Source organism: Variovorax sp. WDL1 (assembly GCF_001541225.1).
In the GTDB taxonomy this organism is placed as follows: domain Bacteria; phylum Pseudomonadota; class Gammaproteobacteria; order Burkholderiales; family Burkholderiaceae_C; genus Variovorax.
In genome coordinates, this window is sequence record NZ_LMTS01000248.1 from 19,627 (window position 1) to 36,017 (window position 16,391).

The following is a 16,391-nucleotide window of genomic DNA, read 5'->3' on the forward strand; positions in this document are numbered from 1 at the left end:
TTATCGTATTTTGACAATATGGTGATGTTTTCGTAGGATGCGGGCGACCCCACCCTCATCAGGAGACATTCCATGAAGCCCACTGCCCCGCTCGCGTGGCGACTGCTCGCCGGCGCCACCATCGCACTGGCCACGCTCGCCGTCCACGCACAGGACTACCCCGCCAAGCCGGTCCGCATCATTGCCCCCTTCCCGGCCGGCAGCGGACCCGATGCGAATGCACGCGAGATCGCGGCCGAGCTCACCAAGGTGATGGGGCAGTCCTTCTTCGTCGAGAACCGCCCGGGCGCCTCGAACATCATCGGAACGGAAGCGGCGGCCAAGGCGCCGGCCGACGGCTACTCGCTCTACATCGGCACCACGAGCTCGCTGTCGGTGGTGCCGCATCTCTACGCGAAGCTGCCCTTCAACGCCGAGCGCGACTTCGCGCCGATCAGCCTGATGGGCGTGCTCAACACCGGCCTGATCGCCACGCCGGCGCTGCCGGCGAAGGATGCGCGCGCGCTCATCGCCGAGCTCAAGGCCAAACCCGACTCGGTGACCGTCGCGACCGCGGGCATCGGCAGCTACTCGCACCTCTCAGGCGTGTGGTTCAACGAAGCCGCGGGCGTCAAGACCAACCTCGTGCCGTACAACAGCAACAGCCCCTACACCGACCTGCTTGGCGGCCAGGTTCAGCTGATGTTCGACGGCCTGCCCGCGGCGGCCGGCAACATCCGCGCGGGCAAGCTCAAGCTGCTGGCAATCACGGGCAAGGCGCGGCATCCGAGCTTCCCGGAGGTGCCGACCTTCGCCGAGAGCGGTCTTCCGGACTACACGCCCATTGCCTGGCAGGGCCTGCTCGCGCCCGCGGGCACGCCGAAGCCCATCCTCGACAAGCTCAGCGCCGCGATGAAGAAGGCCTGCGAGTCGAGGGAGCTCGCCGACAAGTGGCGCTCCTACGGCGGCGAACTGCGCTGCAACACGCCGGCCGAGTTCAGCGCCTTCATCGAGGCCGACCGCGCGATGTGGGGCCGGGTGATCCGGCAGGCGAAGGTCAAGCTCGACTGAGGGACGGCACCGCGGCCGAGGTCGCCTCCATCGCTTCGGCTTCCTGCACGATCCACGCCTCGAAGGCCTTCACGCGCTCGGGTTGCGGCGCGTCGTCGCGCCATGCGAGGTAGTAGGCGCCACGCGTCGGCACCCGCAGCGCGAAGGGCGCCACCAGCCGGCCCGAGGCCAGGTCGTCGCGCACGAAGGCGTCGAGCGCGACCATCACGCCCAGCTGGTCTGCTGCCGCCTGGTAGGCCAGCGCGGCGTTCTCGAACTTGAGTCCGTTGTTGCCGTCGATCTGCGGGGCGCCCGCCGCCGCGAGCCAGGCCGGCCAGTCCATCGGGCGGTTCATGGAGCACAGCAGCACGTGCTGCGCGAGCTCGCCCGGCTCGCGCAGCGGCGGACCACGCTCCAGCAGGCCAGGCGCACAGACGGGCACCAGCGTCTCTCCGAAGAGGCGGCGGAAGCCCGGGCCCATGGGCGCCACCGGCTCGGAATGGATGCTCACGTCCACGTCCTCGCGGGCGAAGTCGGCGCGCTCGTGCGATGTGGTGATCTGCACGTCGATGCGCGGATGCAGCGCATGGAAGCGCGCCAGCCGCGGCACCAGCCAGCGGATCGCGAAGGTCGGCGGCAGCTTGATGCGCAGGCGCCGCTCGTCGGGGTTGGCCTGCAACTGGCGCGTGCCGTACTCGATCTGATCCAGCGCCGCCCGCACCGTGCCGAAGTAGTTCTGGCCGGCCGGCGTGAGCGAGATGCCGTGGCGGCCGCGCTCGAACAGCGCCACCTGCAGCCAGCCCTCGAGCGTCGCGATGTGGCGGCTCACCGCGCCCTGCGTGACGCACAACTCCTGGGCGGCGCGCGTGAAATTGCCGCAGCGCGCCGCGGCCTCGAAGGCGCGCAGGGCGTTGAGCGGGGGCAGGCGGCGTGGCATGGGCGTGGCTCCTTTGGCATGAGTTTTGATCATGCCCCTCATGCCTTAATTGTGATTGCCGCGAGGCTCCCGCGTTCTTAGCATCGTCCCCACTACGAAGACAGGAGACAAAGCCATGACGATGAAGAAAGCGCATGCCTGCCTGATGGCCGTGCTGCTCGCCGCGGGCACTGGAGCCGGCGCGCAGGCCGCCGACAGCGCCTACCCCAGCCAGCCCATCAAGCTCATGGTGCCCTGGCCCGCCGGAGGCGGCGTCGACACCACTGCGCGGATGCTCTCGGAGCCGCTCGCGCAGAAGCTCGGCCAGCCCATCGTCATCGACAACCGCGGCGGCGCGGGCGGCAACATCGGCACCGAGCTCGCGGCGCGCGTCAAGCCCGACGGCTACAACCTGCTGATGGGCTCTATCAGCCCGAACGCGGTCAACATCCACCTCTACAGCAAGCTGGGCTTCGACCCGATCAAGGACTTCGCGCCCATCGTCTACGTCTCGGCCGTGCCGAACATCCTGGTGGTGCCGGCCTCCTCGCCGTTCAAGACCGTCAAGGACGTGATCGACGCGGCCAAGGCCAACCCGGGCAAGCTCAACTACGGCTCCGGCGGCGTCGGCTCCTCGCAGCACCTGGCGGCGGTGCAGTTCATGTCGGCCGCGAAGATCGACATCGTGCACGTGCCCTACAAGGGCACCGCGCCGGCGGAGGCCGACCTGGCCGCGGGCCACATCTCGCTGATGCTCGACACCACCACCTGCCTGCCCTTCGTGGCGAGCGGCCGGATGCGCGCGCTGGCCGTGGCCTCGAAGAAGCGCAATCCGGCGCTGCCGGACGTGCCGACCTTCGACGAAGCCGGGCTGCCCGGCATCTATGCCTCTTCCTGGTACGGACTGATGGCGCCGGCGGGAACGCCGCGGCCGGTCATCGAGAAGCTCAACGCGCAGGCCAACGAGGTGCTCAAGTCGCCCGACATGAAGCGCCGCATGGCCGAGTTCGGCGCCGAGGTCGGCGGTGGCACGCCGGAGGAATTCGGGCAGTTCATCGTCTCCGAGATCAAGCGCTACGAATCGATCGTGCGCCTGTCGGGAGCCAAGCTGGACTGATGCCGATGCCTGATTCTCCCGCTCCCCGCACCCTGTTCGACAAGATCTGGTCGCAGCACGTCGTGATGCAGCGCGACGACGGCCAGAGCCTGCTCCATGTCGATCGCCACCTGGTGCAGGACGGCTCCGCGCCGGCATTCCAGATGCTGCGCGAGCGCGGCCTGCCCGTGCGCCGGCCCGATCTCGCCTTCGCCACGCCGGACCACTATGTGCCGACCGGCTCGCGCGACCTCGGCCGCATCGCCGATCCGGAGAAGCGCGCCATGGCGCAGGCGCTGGCCGACGACTGCGCCGCGTCGGGCATCCGATTCTTCGGCCTGGACGACCTGCGCCAAGGCATCGTGCACGTGGTCGGCCCCGAGCAGGGCCTGAGCCTGCCGGGCATGCTGATCGTCTGCGGCGACAGCCACACCTCCACGCATGGCGCATTGGGCGCGCTGGCCTTCGGCATCGGCGCCTCGGAAGTGGCGCACGTGCTGGCCACCCAGGCCCTGTGGCAGCGCAAGCCGCGCACGCTGCGCGTCAGCGTCGACGGCCGGCTGGGTGCAGGCGTGACCGCCAAGGACATCATCCTGGCCATCATCGGCCGCATCGGCGCTGCGGGCGCGACCGGCCACGTCATCGAGTACGCGGGCAAGGCGATCCGCGCGCTGTCGATGGAGGCGCGCATGACCGTGTGCAACATGTCCATCGAGGCCGGCGCGCGCGCCGGGATGATCGCGCCCGACGACACCACCTATGCCTGGCTGGCCGGCCGCCCGCAGGCGCCGAAGGGCGCCGAGTGGGAGTCCGCACTCGCCCGCTGGCGCCGGTTGCCCGGCGACGAGGATGCCGCCTTCGACCGCGAGATCGCGCTGCATGCCAACGAGATCGCGCCCATGGTCACCTGGGGCACCAGCCCCGAGGACGTGCTGCCCATCTCGGGTCGCGTGCCCGATCCGGCCGAGGCCGGCGATGCCGACCGCCGCACGGCGATGCAGGGCGCCCTGGCCTACATGGGCCTCGCGCCTGGCCAGCGGCTGGAAGACATCGCGGTGCAGCGCGTCTTCATCGGCTCCTGCACCAACGGCCGCATCGAGGACCTGCGCAGCGCCGCAGCGGTGGCGCGCGGCCGCCGCGTGGCCGAGGGCGTGGAGGCCTGGGTGGTGCCCGGCTCCGGCCTGGTCAAGCAGCAGGCCGAGGACGAGGGCCTCGACGCGGTGTTTCGAGCGGCCGGCTTCCAGTGGCGGCATGCGGGCTGCTCGATGTGCCTGGGTACCAACGGCGACCAGGTCGCGCCGGGGCAGCGCTGCGCCTCCACCTCCAACCGCAACTTCGTCGGCCGGCAAGGGCCGGGCGCACGCACCCACCTGATGAGTCCCGCCATGGCCGCCGCCGCCGCGGTGACCGGGCGGCTGACCGATGTGCGCGCGCTGCTGCAGGCGCACTGAGGACGCACACCATGCAAGCCTTCACCCAGCTCGATGCCGTGGCCGTGCCGCTGGCGCGCATCAACGTCGACACCGACCAGATCGTGCCGGCGCTCTACCTGCAGAAGCCGCGCGCCGCCGACTTCGGCGCGTTCCTGTTCCGTGACGTGCGGCACGATGCACAGGGCGCGCGGCGCGCCGATTTCCCGCTCAACGATCCGGCCTATGCGCAGGCTTGCATCCTCGTGGCCGGCCGCAACTTCGGCTGCGGCTCCTCGCGCGAGCATGCCGTGTGGGCGCTGGTCGACGGCGGCTTCCGCGCCGTGGTTGCGCCCAGCTTCGGCGACATCTTCTTCTCCAACGCGCTGAAGAACGGTCTGCTGCCCGTGCGCCTGCCCGAGCCGCGCGTCGAGGCGCTGCTGGCCCTGCTGCAGCGCGAGGCCGGTGCGCACCTGCGCATCGACCTTGCGGCCCAGCGCGTGCATGCGAGCGACGGCGGCTGCGATGCCTTCGAGATCGATCCGTTCGCACGCCACTGCCTGCTCGCGGGGCTGGACGAGCTGGACTACACCCTCGGCCAGGCCGGGCGCATCGAGGCCTTCGAGCGCGATCGCGCCGCCTTCCTTCCTACCGTTTCATCTGCCTGAAGAAAGAGTTGTTCCCCATGAAGATCGCAGTGTTGCCCGGTGACGGCATCGGTCCCGAAGTCACGGCCGAGGCCGTGCGCGTGCTGAAGGCGGTGCTGGGTTCCGGCCAGGCCGTGGAGCTGGTGGAGGCGCCTATCGGCCAGGCCGGCATCGACAGTGCCGGCGACCCGCTGCCGCAGGCCACGCTCGCCATCGCGCGCGCCGCGGACGCCATCCTGTTCGGCTCTGCCGGGATGCCCGGCGACGAGGCCATCGCCTTTGCCATGCGGCCCGGCGCCAGCCTGCTGCGGCTGCGCCAGGACCTGGGCCTGTTCGCCAACTTCCGGCCGGCCTTCCTCTTTCCCGAGCTGATCGGCGCCTCCACCCTCAAGCCCGAGGTGATCGAGGGCCTCGACCTGATGATCCTGCGCGAGCTCACCGGCGATGTCTACTTCGGCGAGCCGCGCGGCAGCGGCACCAACGCGCGCGGCGAGCGCGAGGCCTTCAACACGATGCGCTACTCCGAGCCCGAGGTGGAGCGCATCGCGCATGTCGCCTTCCGCACCGCGCGGGCGCGCAGGCGCAAGCTCTGCTCGGTGGACAAGGCCAACGTGCTGGAGGTGATGCAGCTGTGGCGAGAGGTGGTCACGCGCGTCGGCGCCGAGTACCCGGACGTGGAGCTCACCCACCTCTTCGTCGACGCCGCGGCCATGCAGCTGATGCGCGCGCCGAAGCAGTTCGACGTGATCGTCACCGGCAACATCTTCGGCGACATCCTCTCGGATGCGGCCGCGATGCTGACCGGCTCGATCGGCATGCTGCCCTCGGCGTCGATGGCTGCGGGCGCCAAGGGACTGTATGAGCCGGTGCACGGCACGGCGCCCGACATCGCCGGCAAGGACCTGGCGAACCCGCTCGCCGCCATCCTTTCGATGGCGATGATGCTGCGCTATTCCTTCGGGCTGGCCGAGCACGCGGACCGCGTCGAGGCCGCGGTGCGCAAGGTGCTGGCCGAGGGCCTGCGCACCGGCGACATCTTCCAGCCCGGCATGCGGCGCGTGGGCACGCGCGAGATGGGCGAAGCGGTGGTGGCGGCGGTGCGGGGTTGAGGATGGCGCGTCAGCGCGCGAGCATGGCCTTGAGCTGCGCGTAGGCCTTCGGGTCCTCCTCCCGCAGCGCCTCGATGTCCTGCTGCAGGCGCTCCAGCCGGGGCAGGCGCGCATTCTTCTTGATGCGCGCGATGTCATCCGCGAGCGCCTTGAAGTCGTCGATGCGCGGATCGTCCCTGGCGCTGGCCGGAAGCCGCTCGACCAGGGCCGAGATCGCATCCATCAGCCGGCCGATCTGGCGCCCGTAGCTGTGCTGCTGCAGCACATCGCGCTCGATGGCGGGCGCTGAAGAGTTGTTGTAGGTGACGTTGAACAGCGACCAGCCCGGGTTGATCTGCTGATCGAGCCGCTGCGGCGCGACCGACGACCACGGCCAGGGCGGCACGTTCCAGTTCCACCATGCGTTTCGGGCGGCGCCGAAGTCCGCCGCGCCGCCTTCCCCAGCTGTCGCCATACGTCCTCCTGCCAGGCGCACCGCGCGCCACGCGCATGGTAGCCGTGTGCCGCATCGTGCGCCATGCGCGCGCGCCGGCTCCGGCTGGCCTCGGTCGCCGGGAGTTGCGCGAGGACGATCTGCAGGCGCCCAATGACCAACTGGTGAAAGCGCCTGAAAGGAGTGGCCATGGATTGCGATGTCCTTGTCGTCGGTGCCGGTCCCACCGGCCTCATGTTGGCCAACCAGCTGGCGCGCCGCGGCGTGCGCACGCTGATCATCGATCGCCACGCGGGGCCGGCGCGCGAGACCCGGGCCCTGGGCGTGCAGGCGCGCACGCTGGAGATCTACGCGAAGCTGGGCGTGGTGGACCGCGCACTGGCGCTCGGCAAGCGCGGCTCGGGCGCCAACCTGTGGGCCGAAGGGCGCCGCATGGCACGCGTTCCGCTCGGCGATGCGGGCGCGCAGCTGAGCCCTTACCCGTACATCCTCGTGCTCGGGCAGGACGACAACGAGAAGATCCTGGGCGAGCGGCTGCACGACTTCGGCCTCTCGGTGCGCTGGAACACCGAGCTGCTGGCCCTCACCCAGACGCCCGAGTGCGCGACGGCGACGCTGAAGCTGGCGAGCGGCGAGATGCAGGAGATCGAGGCCGCCTGGGTCGCCGGCTGCGACGGCGCCCACAGCGCGGTGCGCGAGCAGAGCGGCATCGGTTTTCCAGGCGCACCCTACGAGCACGTGTTCTTCGTCGCCGACGTGCAGGCGACCGGCACCATGGTGCCGGACGAGGTCAACGTCTACCTGCACAAGGACGGCTTCCACCTGCTGTTCCCGATGCGCGGGCAGGACCACTGGCGCCTGGTCGGCATCCTGCCGGCGGCGCTGCGCGACAGGGAGGGTGTGCGCTTCGATGACGTGATTCCCTCTGTGCGCGAGAAGGCCGGCGCCGGCCTCGCCTTCGAGGGCTGCAGCTGGTTCTCCACCTACCGCATCCATCACCGCAGCGCCTCGCGCTTTCGCGAAGGCCGCGCCTTCGTGCTCGGCGATGCGGCCCACATCCACAGCCCGGTCGGCGCGCAGGGCATGAACACGGGCCTGCAGGACGCCTACAACCTCGGGTGGAAGCTTGCCCTGGTCGTGCAGGGGCAGGCCGATGAGGCGCTGCTGGACTCGTACGAGGCCGAGCGGCTGCCGGTCGCGCGACGCCTGCTCGACACCACCGACCGCGGCTTCAAGCTGGTGGTGTCCGACAACTGGTTCGCCGGCCTGCTGCGCACCGAGGTGCTGGCACGCATCGGCGCGCTGGCCATGAGCCGGCCGCGCATTCAACGCATGGCCTTTCGGGTGGTGTCGCAGATCGGCATCCACTATCGAGCCAGCGCCCTGTCGCTCTCGCTGGACGACCCGCCCCAGGGCGCGCCGCGCGCGGGCGATCGTTTTCCGTGGCTTCGGCTGCGCTTCTCGGCGGACGGGCCGCCGGAGGACGTGTTCGACAAGCTCGACGACCTGCATTTCCACCTGCTCGTGTTCGGCCAGCCGGCGCCGCAGGCGCCCCTGCTCCTGCCCGGCGAGCGGGTACGCGTCCATGCCTTCCCGCCGGACCCCGGCAACGCAGCGGAACTGGCGCGCCAGAAGCTTCCGCAGCTTTCGTTCTATTTGCTGCGGCCCGACGGACATATCGCGCTGTGCGGCGCGCGGCTGGACCTCGCGGCGCTCGCGCGCCATGCAGCCGGGCCCCTGGGCCTGCGGACGCTCCCCTTTGGGTAGGATTGCGAGCGTCGCGGGCCCACGCCAAGATCAGTGCCCCCCATGCCCAAAGGACGGTGCACCATGGCCTCTATGCTGACGCGCTGCGTCGCCATCGCCCTGTTCGGGCTGCTCGTGCTGGCGAGCGCATGGCCCGCCCAGGCCGGCACCACCAGCGCCTTCACCCTGTCCCCGCAAAGCTATTCCGGCTCGCGCGAGCGCCAGTACAAGGTCTACGTGCCGGATGGCCTCGCCACCCCGGCGCCGATGGTGATGGCGCTGCACGGCTGCCAGCAGACGCACGACGACGTGCTGCGCGACTGGGGCCTCGCCGCGGCGGCCGACCGCTTCGGCTTCATCCTGGTTGCTCCCTTCATCACCAGCTACGACGGCCTGCGCAACACCAATTGCTGGGGCTTCTGGTTCGACCAGCATCGACACCAGGGCCGCGGCGAGCCCGAGGACCTGCACCAGATCGGACGGCAGGTGGAGGCGCGCTTCGGCATCGACCCGCGGCGGCGCTACGTGACCGGGCTGTCCTCGGGCGCGGCGATGGCGGTGGTGCTCTCGGTCACGCACAACGAGTATTTCGCCGCGGCGGCCAGCGCCTCGGGCCTGCCCTATGGCGAGGACGCCGCCTCGGTGTCCTTCTCGGGCTGCCCCGGCAACGCGAGCTTCCACGGGGTGGGCCAGGTGGTGGCCGACATGCGGCGCGAGCGCAACGCGGGCTACGCGATCCCGCTGCTGGTGCTGCAGAACAACCAGGATTGCACCGTGATCCAGCCCGCGGGCCGCAACCTGCGCGATGCGCAGCTGCAGCTCAACGGCGGCGCGGCGCGCGACACGCCGGCCGAGGCGCTGGCCGAGCAGCGCCCCTGCGTTCCGGTCAACGGGCCGGACTACGGCTGCCAGCAGAGCTTCTACACCGTCGATGCGCAGCCCGGCAGCCGCTCGCTGGTGGAGACGGTGTTCTACAACGGGCCGGCCGCCACGCCCGATCCCGCCGATACCGACCACGGCCACTACTGGATCGGCGGGCAGGCGGGCCGCGACGGCAAATGGGCGTTGCAGCGCGGGCCGAGCTACCCGGACATCGTGTGGGACTTCTTCTCACGCCATGCGGCCGACACGACCGGCCCCCCACCGCCGCCCCCGCCTCCACCTCCGCCGCCATCGCCCGGCTGCACGAGCCTCGTCGCGGCACCGGGCGCGCACATCGGCGCCGGCCGCGCCACCTACGGCGGCCTGTTGCGCATGCGCGCCATCAGCACCGGCGACATGCGCGACATCGGCTTCGCCTGGGATTACTTCTTCACCCGCGTGGCCCTGTACCAGGGCGCGGGAGGGCGCTGGTTCGCGCAGCCGCCCGCCGGCTGCGGCTGAGCTGCGTGCTCAGCCGCGGGCGAGCACGCCCGCCGGCAGCTCGGGCCGTTCCTCGCTGCCGTCCGGATGCCGCGCAAAGCGCGCCGGATCGCGCCCATGCACCGGTGCCATGTCGGCCCAGGGCCAGCCGCCGAACTGGGTGCGGCGATAGTCGGCCATGGCCTGGGCGATCTCGGCCTGCGTGTTCATCACGAAGGGACCGTACTGCGCCACCGGCTCGCCGATCGGCCGTCCCTGCAGCACCAGGAACTCGCTCTCCTCGTCGCCGTTGATGAGCTCCACCCGCGCATCCGCGCGCAGCTCGATCGCGGCGTGATGATCGACTTTCTGCCCCGCCACGCTGACCGAGCGGCCCTTGAAGAAGTAGAGGCTGCGCCGCGATTCCTTGCCCGTCGCTGCGGGCAGCACCCAGCAGGCATGAGGCTCCATCCTGAGGGTCCAGATGGCGACATCCGCGTCGGGCCGCGCGGCCCACGAGTCGGGTGGTGGCGCCAGCGGCCCGCCGGCGCCCGGCTCGCCGTCGATCGGCGCGATGCGCCCGGCGATGCTGGCCACCTCGGTCGAGCGGCCCTCGCCATCCATCGCGGTGAAGCGCGGGATGTCCTCGGCCCAGAACATGGTGAAGTGCGGCTGCGCCATCTTGCTGCGCGCCGGCAGGTTGAGCCAGATCTGGAACAGCTCCAGCGGATTGGGCCCGGCCCGGTCGAGCAGCGGGAACATCTCCGCATGCACGATGCCGCGGCCGGCGGTGAGCCATTGCACGTCGCCGCCGCCGAAGCGCGCGGTGGCGCCCAGCGAATCGGAATGGTCGATGAGGCCCTTGCGCACGATGGTCACCGTCTCGAAGCCGCGATGCGGATGGCCCGGGAACCCCGGCACCGCGTCGCCGTGGTACATGCTCCAGCCGTCCTTGCGGCTGAAGTCCTGGCCGAGGTCGCGGCCGGCGAGCGAGGCTTCGGGGCCCATCTGCGCGTTGGCGCGCGGGTAGGCGTCGTCGTGGTAGGCGCAGAACAGGAAGGGGTCGATGGTCTTCCAGGGGAAGCCGAGGGCTTCGAGGCGGACGATGGGGGCGGCGGCGCTCATGATGTTCTTTCCTGTGCGACAGACATTCATTCTGATCCGATCGGGGCGACCGGGCATGGTTCGCCGCAGGTGGGGGCAATCCCTGCCGGGTGAAGTGCCAAGCGCAGGACGCTGTCGCCACGCGAACGCAACGATCTGCAGGGCGATTGCCGTCCTGTTCGCGCAATGGGCGGCGGCCTGGCGAGCCCACAATTCCGGCCACGGGCCCCGAAGCCTTCGACATCGCAGGCCGCGGCGCGAGAGACCGTCGCGCCCCGCCTCCACAAGCAGAACAACATGGACCAGCAGTCGCTTCAGCAGCGCCACGAGGATCGCCGTCACGGGAATGGCGGCGCCCCCACCCGCACCATGTGCACCCAGCCCCTGCCGCTGCTCGTGCCGCGGTGGGCGCCGCGCCCGGCGCCCGGTCCGGTGAGGCGCTTCGCCATCCCCTTCCTGGCCGTGCTGGGGTACTACGCCCTGGGCGTCTGCACCTTCTCGGTCATGGCCGCTGGCAACGTGCCGGGCGACGTGCCCCCGATGATCTGGCATGCCGCCGAGAACACCAGCCTGATCGCACTGGCCGCCGCGCTGGCCGCCGGGTGCTGGTGGGTCTGACACGAAGCCCCGACGACGCCCTGCCCAGCCCCCGGCGCCTTCCTACAGAGGGGCTGCGCAGCGGGGGGCTACCTTGCGACGAATCAAGGAGTCACCGGACATGCCTATCGCCACCCCGCCCCCGGATTTCGATCCCACCATCGTGCCGCCATCGCCCCGGCAACCATCCCAGTCCGAAGCATGGGAGACCGGCATCGCGACCGACCCACCCGCGAAGGCCGACGTCCCTGTGAGTGACGCCAAGCGCCTGACGGATCTCGTCAAGCTCTGGCCGCAGGACCGGGCGCACGCCCTCATGGCGCTGAACCGGCTGGAGGTCGCCGGCAAGGAGGCGGCGTGATGGCCGCGATCCTCGCCATGCGCTATTTGTGGCTCCAGTGCACGGACAGCCGGGTCCGCGCTCAGTGATGGTGCCCGTGCTCGCCATGCACATGGCGATGCGCAATCTCTTCCGGCGTCGCCGCGCGCACGCCGGTCACGCTCAGGCTGAACTTGAGTGACTTGCCCGCGAGCGGGTGATTGCCGTCGAGGATCACCTGCGGGCCCTTGATCTTCACGACGTTGAAGACCTGCGGTTCGCCCTGGTCGTTACGGCCCTCGAGCTGGCCGCCGACCTTGACGCCGGGTGGGAAGTCCGCCTTCGGGATGGTGCGCAGCAGCGACTCGTCGCGCTCGCCGAAGGCATCGCCGGGCGCGAGGTTCAGGGTCGCCTGGAAGCCCGCTTCCTTGCCCTCCAGTGCGGCCTCGATCTTGGGAAAGGTGTTGTTGTAGCCGCCATGGAGGTAGACCATCGGGTCGGGGCTTTCCTCGATCAGCTTGCTCGTGGTGGCGTCGGCGACCTTGTAGCGAAGGGTCACGACGGTGTCTTTCTGGATTTTCATGGTGGGAAGAGGGGCTGGACTGTCGGAAGCGGGATTCTCGGTCAGGTCTTGGCTTGTCATCGATCGCCCACATGGCGACGGAGCCGGTTCCCACGACGAGCTCCCCGGGCGGACCGGATAACGGATCCAACTCGTCTGTTGTGAGAAGCCTGTCATGTCCCTCGCTGCTTCCCCACCTTCCCCTTCCGCGTACCAGCTCTCCCCGGTCGTGGTGCTCACCGGCGCGTCCAGCGGCATCGGGCGGGCCACCGCGCTGGCGTTCGCCGGCGAAGGCGCGGATCTGGTGCTCGCCGCGCGTGAGCGCGAATCGCTCGAGGTCGTTGCCGCCGAGTGCAGCGAGGCGGGCGCGCGCGTGCTGGTGCAGCCCACCGATGTCACCGACGCCGCGGCGGTCAAGCGCCTGGCCGAGGCAGCGCTGGAGCGCTTCGGCCAGATCGACGTGTGGATCAACAACGTGGGCGTGGGCGCCATTGGCCTGTTCGACCAGACGCCCATCGACGCGCACCGGCGCGTCGTCGAGGCCAACCTGCTGGGCCACATGAACGGGGCCCATGCGGTGCTGCCGCACTTCCGCGCACGCGGCTGCGGCACGCTGATCAACATGATCTCCGTCGGCGGCTGGGTGTCGTCGCCGTATGCCGCGGCTTACAGCGCCAGCAAGTTCGGGCTGCGCGGCTTCTCCGAGGCGCTGCGTGCCGAACTGGCAGACCTGCCGCAGGTTCACGTGTGCGACGTCTATCCCACCTTCGTCGATACGCCGGGCGTCACGCACGGCGCGAACTACAGCGGCCATCGGCTGAGCCCGCCGCCTGGCCTGGTCGATCCGCGGCGCGTGGCCGACGTTCTGCTGTCGCTCAGCCGGAGGCCGCGCGCCTCGACCTATCTGGGGGCCGGAGCGCGGCTGGGCATCTGGGGCCATGCGCTCGCGCCGAACCTGTTGGGACGGCTGATGAGGTGGGTGACCGAGCGCGCGCTGGAAAGCGCCGAGCCGCGCCCGCAGACCGACGGCAACCTGTTCGTGCCTTCGCGCGGGCATGCGATCGACGGCGGCTTCTTGGCATCGCGACCGAGCCATCGCACCGCCGCGGCCGTGGGCATCGCGGCCACCGCGCTGGGCGCGGCGGCGCTCGCGAGTTGGTGGGTGCTGCGGCGGCGCAGGCCGGCAAGCTACTGAGCGCCTGCGCCTGCGCCTGCATCTGCCGGCCCTGCCGCCTGCCGGCGCTCAGAACTCCTGCGACACCGGCCGCAGCACCACCTCGTTGATGTCGACGTCCGCCGGCTGCTCGACCGCATACACCACCGCCCGTGCCACGGAGTCGGCTGGGATCTGGCTCGCTTCGTAGAAGGCCTGCACGCCGGCGGCGGTCTCGACATCGGTGGTGCCGAACTTCAGCTCGGACTCCACCGCGCCGGGCGACACGATGGTCACGCGCACGCCGCTGTTGCCCACTTCCACGCGCAGGCCCTCGGAGATCGCCCGCACCGCGAACTTGGTGGCGCTGTACACGGTGCCGATGGGCGTGAACACCTTCAGTCCCGCGATCGATGCCACGTTGACGATGTGGCCGCTGCCCTGTGCCTGCATGCGGGGCAGCACGGCGGCGATGCCGTAGAGCACGCCCTTGATGTTGACGTCGATGGTGCGGTCCCACTCGTCGACCTTGAGCTTCGCCAGCGGCGACAGCGGCATCACGCCCGCGTTGTTGACGAGCACGTCGATGCGCCCGAACGCTGCGACGGTAGCCTCGGCCAGCTTCTCGAGGTCGTCGCGCTTGGCCACGTCGGTGGCGACCGCGATGGCCTCGCCGCCGGCCTCGCGGATCTCGGCGACGACTTGCTCGAGCCGCTCGGTGCGGCGCGCCGCCAGCACGACCTTGGCGCCGCGCGCCGCCAGGTGGCGCGCCGTCGATTCGCCGAGCCCGCTGCTGGCGCCGGTGACGATGGCAACCTTGCCGCGGATGTTGTCTTGAACGGATGTCATGGAAGCTTCCTTTCGAAGGGGTTGATGAGGAGTGACGTCAGTGTGGAAAATCCGGGCGTTCCCGTAAATGAAACTTCTGCGCGTTCTGAATTCGCATTTGCGGAACGCCAACTCCGAAAGCCCCCGCCGTGAGCAACCGCCTCGAAGCCCTGCGCGTCTTCTGCACCGCCGCCGATGCGGCCAACTTCCGCGATGCGGCGATCCGCCTGTCGGTCTCGCCGCAGGTGGTCACGCGCGCGGTGCGCGAGCTGGAGGAGGAACTGGGCGAGCCGCTGTTCCACCGCAGCACCCGCGGGGTGCAGCTCACCGATTTCGGGCGCGCCCTTGTGGAGCGGGCGCGCACCGCGGTGGGCGGCGTGGATGCGCTCTTCCATCGGACCGACCGGCGCGCGCTCTCGCAGCACGCGGGCACGGTGAGGTTGACGGTGCCCAGCGTGTTCGGCCGCCGCTGGATTCCGCAGCTGCTGGCGCCGGTGCTCGCCGGCCATCCCGGCCTGCTGCTGGACCTGCGGCTGTCGGAGGAGATGGCCGACGCAGTCGACCAGCACATCGACATCGGCGTGCGCGTGGGCCGCCAGCCCGACAGCCGCTTCGTGGCCCGCACGGTGGAGCGCATGGCGCTGATGGTGGTGGCGGCACCGGCGCTGGTCGCCCGCACCGGCGTGCCGCGCAGCATCGAGGACCTGCAGCGCCTGCCCCTCACCGCCTTGATCGATCCCACGTCGGGCCGGCCCTGGCACTGGGCCTTCAGCCGCAAGCGCCAGATGCCTGTATCCGCGCCGGCCTTCGTCACCGACGACACCGATGCCGAATGCAGCGCCGTGCTGGCCGGCCTGGGCTTCGGGCAGTTGGTGGCGCCGCTGGCGGAGCCTTTGCTGCAGACCGGGCAACTGGTCTCGGTGCTCGATGCCGAAGCACCCGAGCCGTGGCCGGTGCACGTGTGGCGCGCGCAGCGCTCGCCAGTGCCCGCGCGCGTGCGGCTGGTGTACGACACGCTGGTGCGTGCATGGGCTGGCGGCGCGAAGCCGACGCGCTGACGCGCGGATGGGCAAGCGCCTACTCGATCTTGCAAGCTTGCCGCATGGCGCCGGCGGCGGCATGGATGACATTGGGCCCACCAACCGCGAAGCCCCGCCGCCATGAACCTCAAGCACCTGTACGACCTTTGCCGCCAGTCCGTCGTCTCCTGGGTCGACGACTACGCCCCGAGCATGGGGGCCGCGATCTCCTACTACACGATCTTCTCGATCACTCCGCTGCTGGTGATCGTGATCGCGATCGCGGGTGCGCTGTTCGGACGCGAGGCCGCGGAGGGCCGCATCGTCGAGCAGATTTCCGGCCTGGTGGGCCGCGAGGGCGCGACCGCGGTCGAGGCGATGCTGCGCAGCGTGAGCGAGCCCGACAAGGGCCTGATCGCAGGACTGATCAGCGCAGTGGTGCTGCTGGTCGGTGCCACGACCGTGTTCGCAGAGCTGCAGAGCGCGCTCGACCGCATCTGGCATGTCCCCGAGCGCGAGAAGCCCTCCGGCCTATGGGCAGTGCTGCGCGCGCGACTGCTGTCCTTCGGGCTGATCCTGGGGCTGGCCTTCCTGCTGATGGTGTCGCTGGTGGTGAGCGCCGGGCTGTCGGCCTTCGGCAGCTGGTTCGGCGGGCTGCTGCCCGGCTGGGAGGTGCTGTTGCACGCACTCAACATCGTGATCTCGCTGGGCATCGTCACCCTGCTGTTCGCGATGATCTACAAGCTGATGCCGACGGCGCGCATCGCGTGGCGGGACGTCTGGGTCGGCGCCCTGGTGACGGCGGTGCTTTTCGAGCTCGGCAAGCTGGGCATCGGCCTGTACCTTGGCAAGAGCGGCGTCAACGAGTCCTTTGCCGCGGCGGGCTCGCTGGTGCTGCTGGTGGCCTGGGTGTACTACGCGGTGCAGATCTTCCTGCTGGGGGCCGAGTTCACCAAGGTCTACGCCAATGCGAAGGGCTCGACGTCGGGCACGAAGGCGGTCGAGGCCACGAAGGTCGCAGCGGCTGAAGCGGAGGCGGGGACCGACCGCGTGGAGGGTGCAGGCCCGCTGCCGGCGGCCGCC

17 protein-coding genes are annotated in these 16,391 nt (G+C 70.3%); 12 read left to right on the forward strand and 5 right to left on the reverse strand.

Annotated elements, in window-relative coordinates:
* Nucleotides 1–72 precede the first annotated feature (72 nt).
* Nucleotides 73–1,050 (forward strand): Bug family tripartite tricarboxylate transporter substrate binding protein, encoded by a 978-nt coding sequence (locus tag APY03_RS30930; protein ID WP_068683152.1) that lies wholly within the window; start codon nucleotides 73–75, stop codon nucleotides 1,048–1,050.
* Here APY03_RS30930 and gcvA read toward each other — a convergent pair.
* Complete coding sequence (gene gcvA, locus APY03_RS30935) at nucleotides 1,037–1,966, reverse strand: transcriptional regulator GcvA (protein WP_068683154.1); 930 nt, start codon at nucleotides 1,964–1,966, stop codon at nucleotides 1,037–1,039. The two genes, APY03_RS30930 and gcvA, sit on opposite strands and share 14 nt — an antisense overlap.
* 115 nt (nucleotides 1,967–2,081) lie before the next feature.
* On the opposite strand from gcvA, the gene APY03_RS30940 reads away from it, so the two are divergent.
* The 4 genes from APY03_RS30940 to leuB are packed head-to-tail and all read left to right on the forward strand — an operon-like array spanning nucleotide 2,082 to nucleotide 6,206.
* A complete protein-coding gene (locus APY03_RS30940) occupies nucleotides 2,082–3,062 on the forward strand; it encodes a Bug family tripartite tricarboxylate transporter substrate binding protein (protein WP_068683156.1) in 981 nt (326 codons plus the stop codon).
* Between the two features lie 5 nt (nucleotides 3,063–3,067).
* Nucleotides 3,068–4,492, forward strand: a complete 1,425-nt coding sequence (gene leuC, locus APY03_RS30945; protein ID WP_102905219.1) for a 3-isopropylmalate dehydratase large subunit — start codon at nucleotides 3,068–3,070, stop codon at nucleotides 4,490–4,492.
* An 11-nt stretch (nucleotides 4,493–4,503) separates the two neighbouring features.
* Nucleotides 4,504–5,118, forward strand: a complete 615-nt coding sequence (leuD, locus tag APY03_RS30950) for a 3-isopropylmalate dehydratase small subunit (RefSeq protein ID WP_068683160.1) — start codon at nucleotides 4,504–4,506, stop codon at nucleotides 5,116–5,118.
* A gap of 17 nt (nucleotides 5,119–5,135) precedes the next feature.
* On the forward strand, nucleotides 5,136–6,206 hold the full coding sequence (gene leuB / locus APY03_RS30955) for a 3-isopropylmalate dehydrogenase (RefSeq protein ID WP_068683162.1): 1,071 nt from the start codon (nucleotides 5,136–5,138) through the stop codon (nucleotides 6,204–6,206).
* A 10-nt stretch (nucleotides 6,207–6,216) separates the two neighbouring features.
* Here leuB and APY03_RS30960 read toward each other — a convergent pair whose 3' ends face one another.
* Nucleotides 6,217–6,660: a hypothetical protein gene (locus APY03_RS30960; protein WP_083944670.1), complete on the reverse strand. Its 444-nt coding sequence runs from the start codon at nucleotides 6,658–6,660 to the stop codon at nucleotides 6,217–6,219.
* A gap of 168 nt (nucleotides 6,661–6,828) precedes the next feature.
* Between APY03_RS30960 and APY03_RS30965 the strand changes: the two genes are divergently transcribed.
* Nucleotides 6,829–8,406 carry an FAD-dependent monooxygenase gene (locus APY03_RS30965; RefSeq protein ID WP_068683164.1) on the forward strand — a complete coding sequence of 526 codons (1,578 nt, stop codon included), beginning with the start codon at nucleotides 6,829–6,831 and terminating at the stop codon, nucleotides 8,404–8,406.
* Nucleotides 8,407–8,469: 63 nt separating this feature from the next.
* Nucleotides 8,470–9,768: an extracellular catalytic domain type 1 short-chain-length polyhydroxyalkanoate depolymerase gene (locus APY03_RS30970; RefSeq protein ID WP_197913158.1), complete on the forward strand. Its 1,299-nt coding sequence runs from the start codon at nucleotides 8,470–8,472 to the stop codon at nucleotides 9,766–9,768.
* A 9-nt stretch (nucleotides 9,769–9,777) separates the two neighbouring features.
* Here APY03_RS30970 and APY03_RS30975 read toward each other — a convergent pair whose 3' ends face one another.
* Entirely contained in the window at nucleotides 9,778–10,851 is a 1,074-nt protein-coding gene (locus tag APY03_RS30975; protein WP_068683168.1) for a pirin family protein, read from the reverse strand.
* 276 nt (nucleotides 10,852–11,127) lie between these two features.
* Here APY03_RS30975 and APY03_RS30980 point away from each other — a divergent pair, with 276 nt between their 5' ends.
* Together APY03_RS30980 and APY03_RS30985 are read left to right on the forward strand one after the other, a co-directional pair.
* Nucleotides 11,128–11,448, forward strand: coding sequence for a hypothetical protein (locus APY03_RS30980; protein WP_146039302.1), 321 nt, complete (start codon nucleotides 11,128–11,130; stop codon nucleotides 11,446–11,448).
* A 100-nt stretch (nucleotides 11,449–11,548) separates the two neighbouring features.
* A complete protein-coding gene (locus APY03_RS30985; protein WP_068683173.1) occupies nucleotides 11,549–11,788 on the forward strand; it encodes a hypothetical protein in 240 nt (79 codons plus the stop codon).
* 61 nt (nucleotides 11,789–11,849) lie between these two features.
* On the opposite strand, the gene APY03_RS30990 is transcribed toward APY03_RS30985, so the two are convergent.
* Nucleotides 11,850–12,329, reverse strand: coding sequence for an FKBP-type peptidyl-prolyl cis-trans isomerase (locus tag APY03_RS30990; protein WP_068683175.1), 480 nt, complete (start codon nucleotides 12,327–12,329; stop codon nucleotides 11,850–11,852).
* Nucleotides 12,330–12,483: 154 nt separating this feature from the next.
* Here APY03_RS30990 and APY03_RS30995 point away from each other — a divergent pair, with 154 nt between their 5' ends.
* A complete protein-coding gene (locus APY03_RS30995; RefSeq protein WP_083944671.1) occupies nucleotides 12,484–13,503 on the forward strand; it encodes an SDR family oxidoreductase in 1,020 nt (339 codons plus the stop codon).
* A gap of 48 nt (nucleotides 13,504–13,551) precedes the next feature.
* Here APY03_RS30995 and APY03_RS31000 read toward each other — a convergent pair whose 3' ends face one another.
* A complete protein-coding gene (locus APY03_RS31000) occupies nucleotides 13,552–14,310 on the reverse strand; it encodes an SDR family oxidoreductase (RefSeq protein WP_068683177.1) in 759 nt (252 codons plus the stop codon).
* Between the two features lie 128 nt (nucleotides 14,311–14,438).
* Here APY03_RS31000 and APY03_RS31005 point away from each other — a divergent pair, with 128 nt between their 5' ends.
* Together APY03_RS31005 and APY03_RS31010 are read left to right on the forward strand one after the other, a co-directional pair.
* Nucleotides 14,439–15,347 carry a LysR family transcriptional regulator gene (locus APY03_RS31005; protein ID WP_068683179.1) on the forward strand — a complete coding sequence of 303 codons (909 nt, stop codon included), beginning with the start codon at nucleotides 14,439–14,441 and terminating at the stop codon, nucleotides 15,345–15,347.
* Between the two features lie 102 nt (nucleotides 15,348–15,449).
* Nucleotides 15,450–16,391: YihY/virulence factor BrkB family protein (locus APY03_RS31010; protein ID WP_083944672.1), on the forward strand; the 942-nt coding region annotated here is incomplete at its 3' end.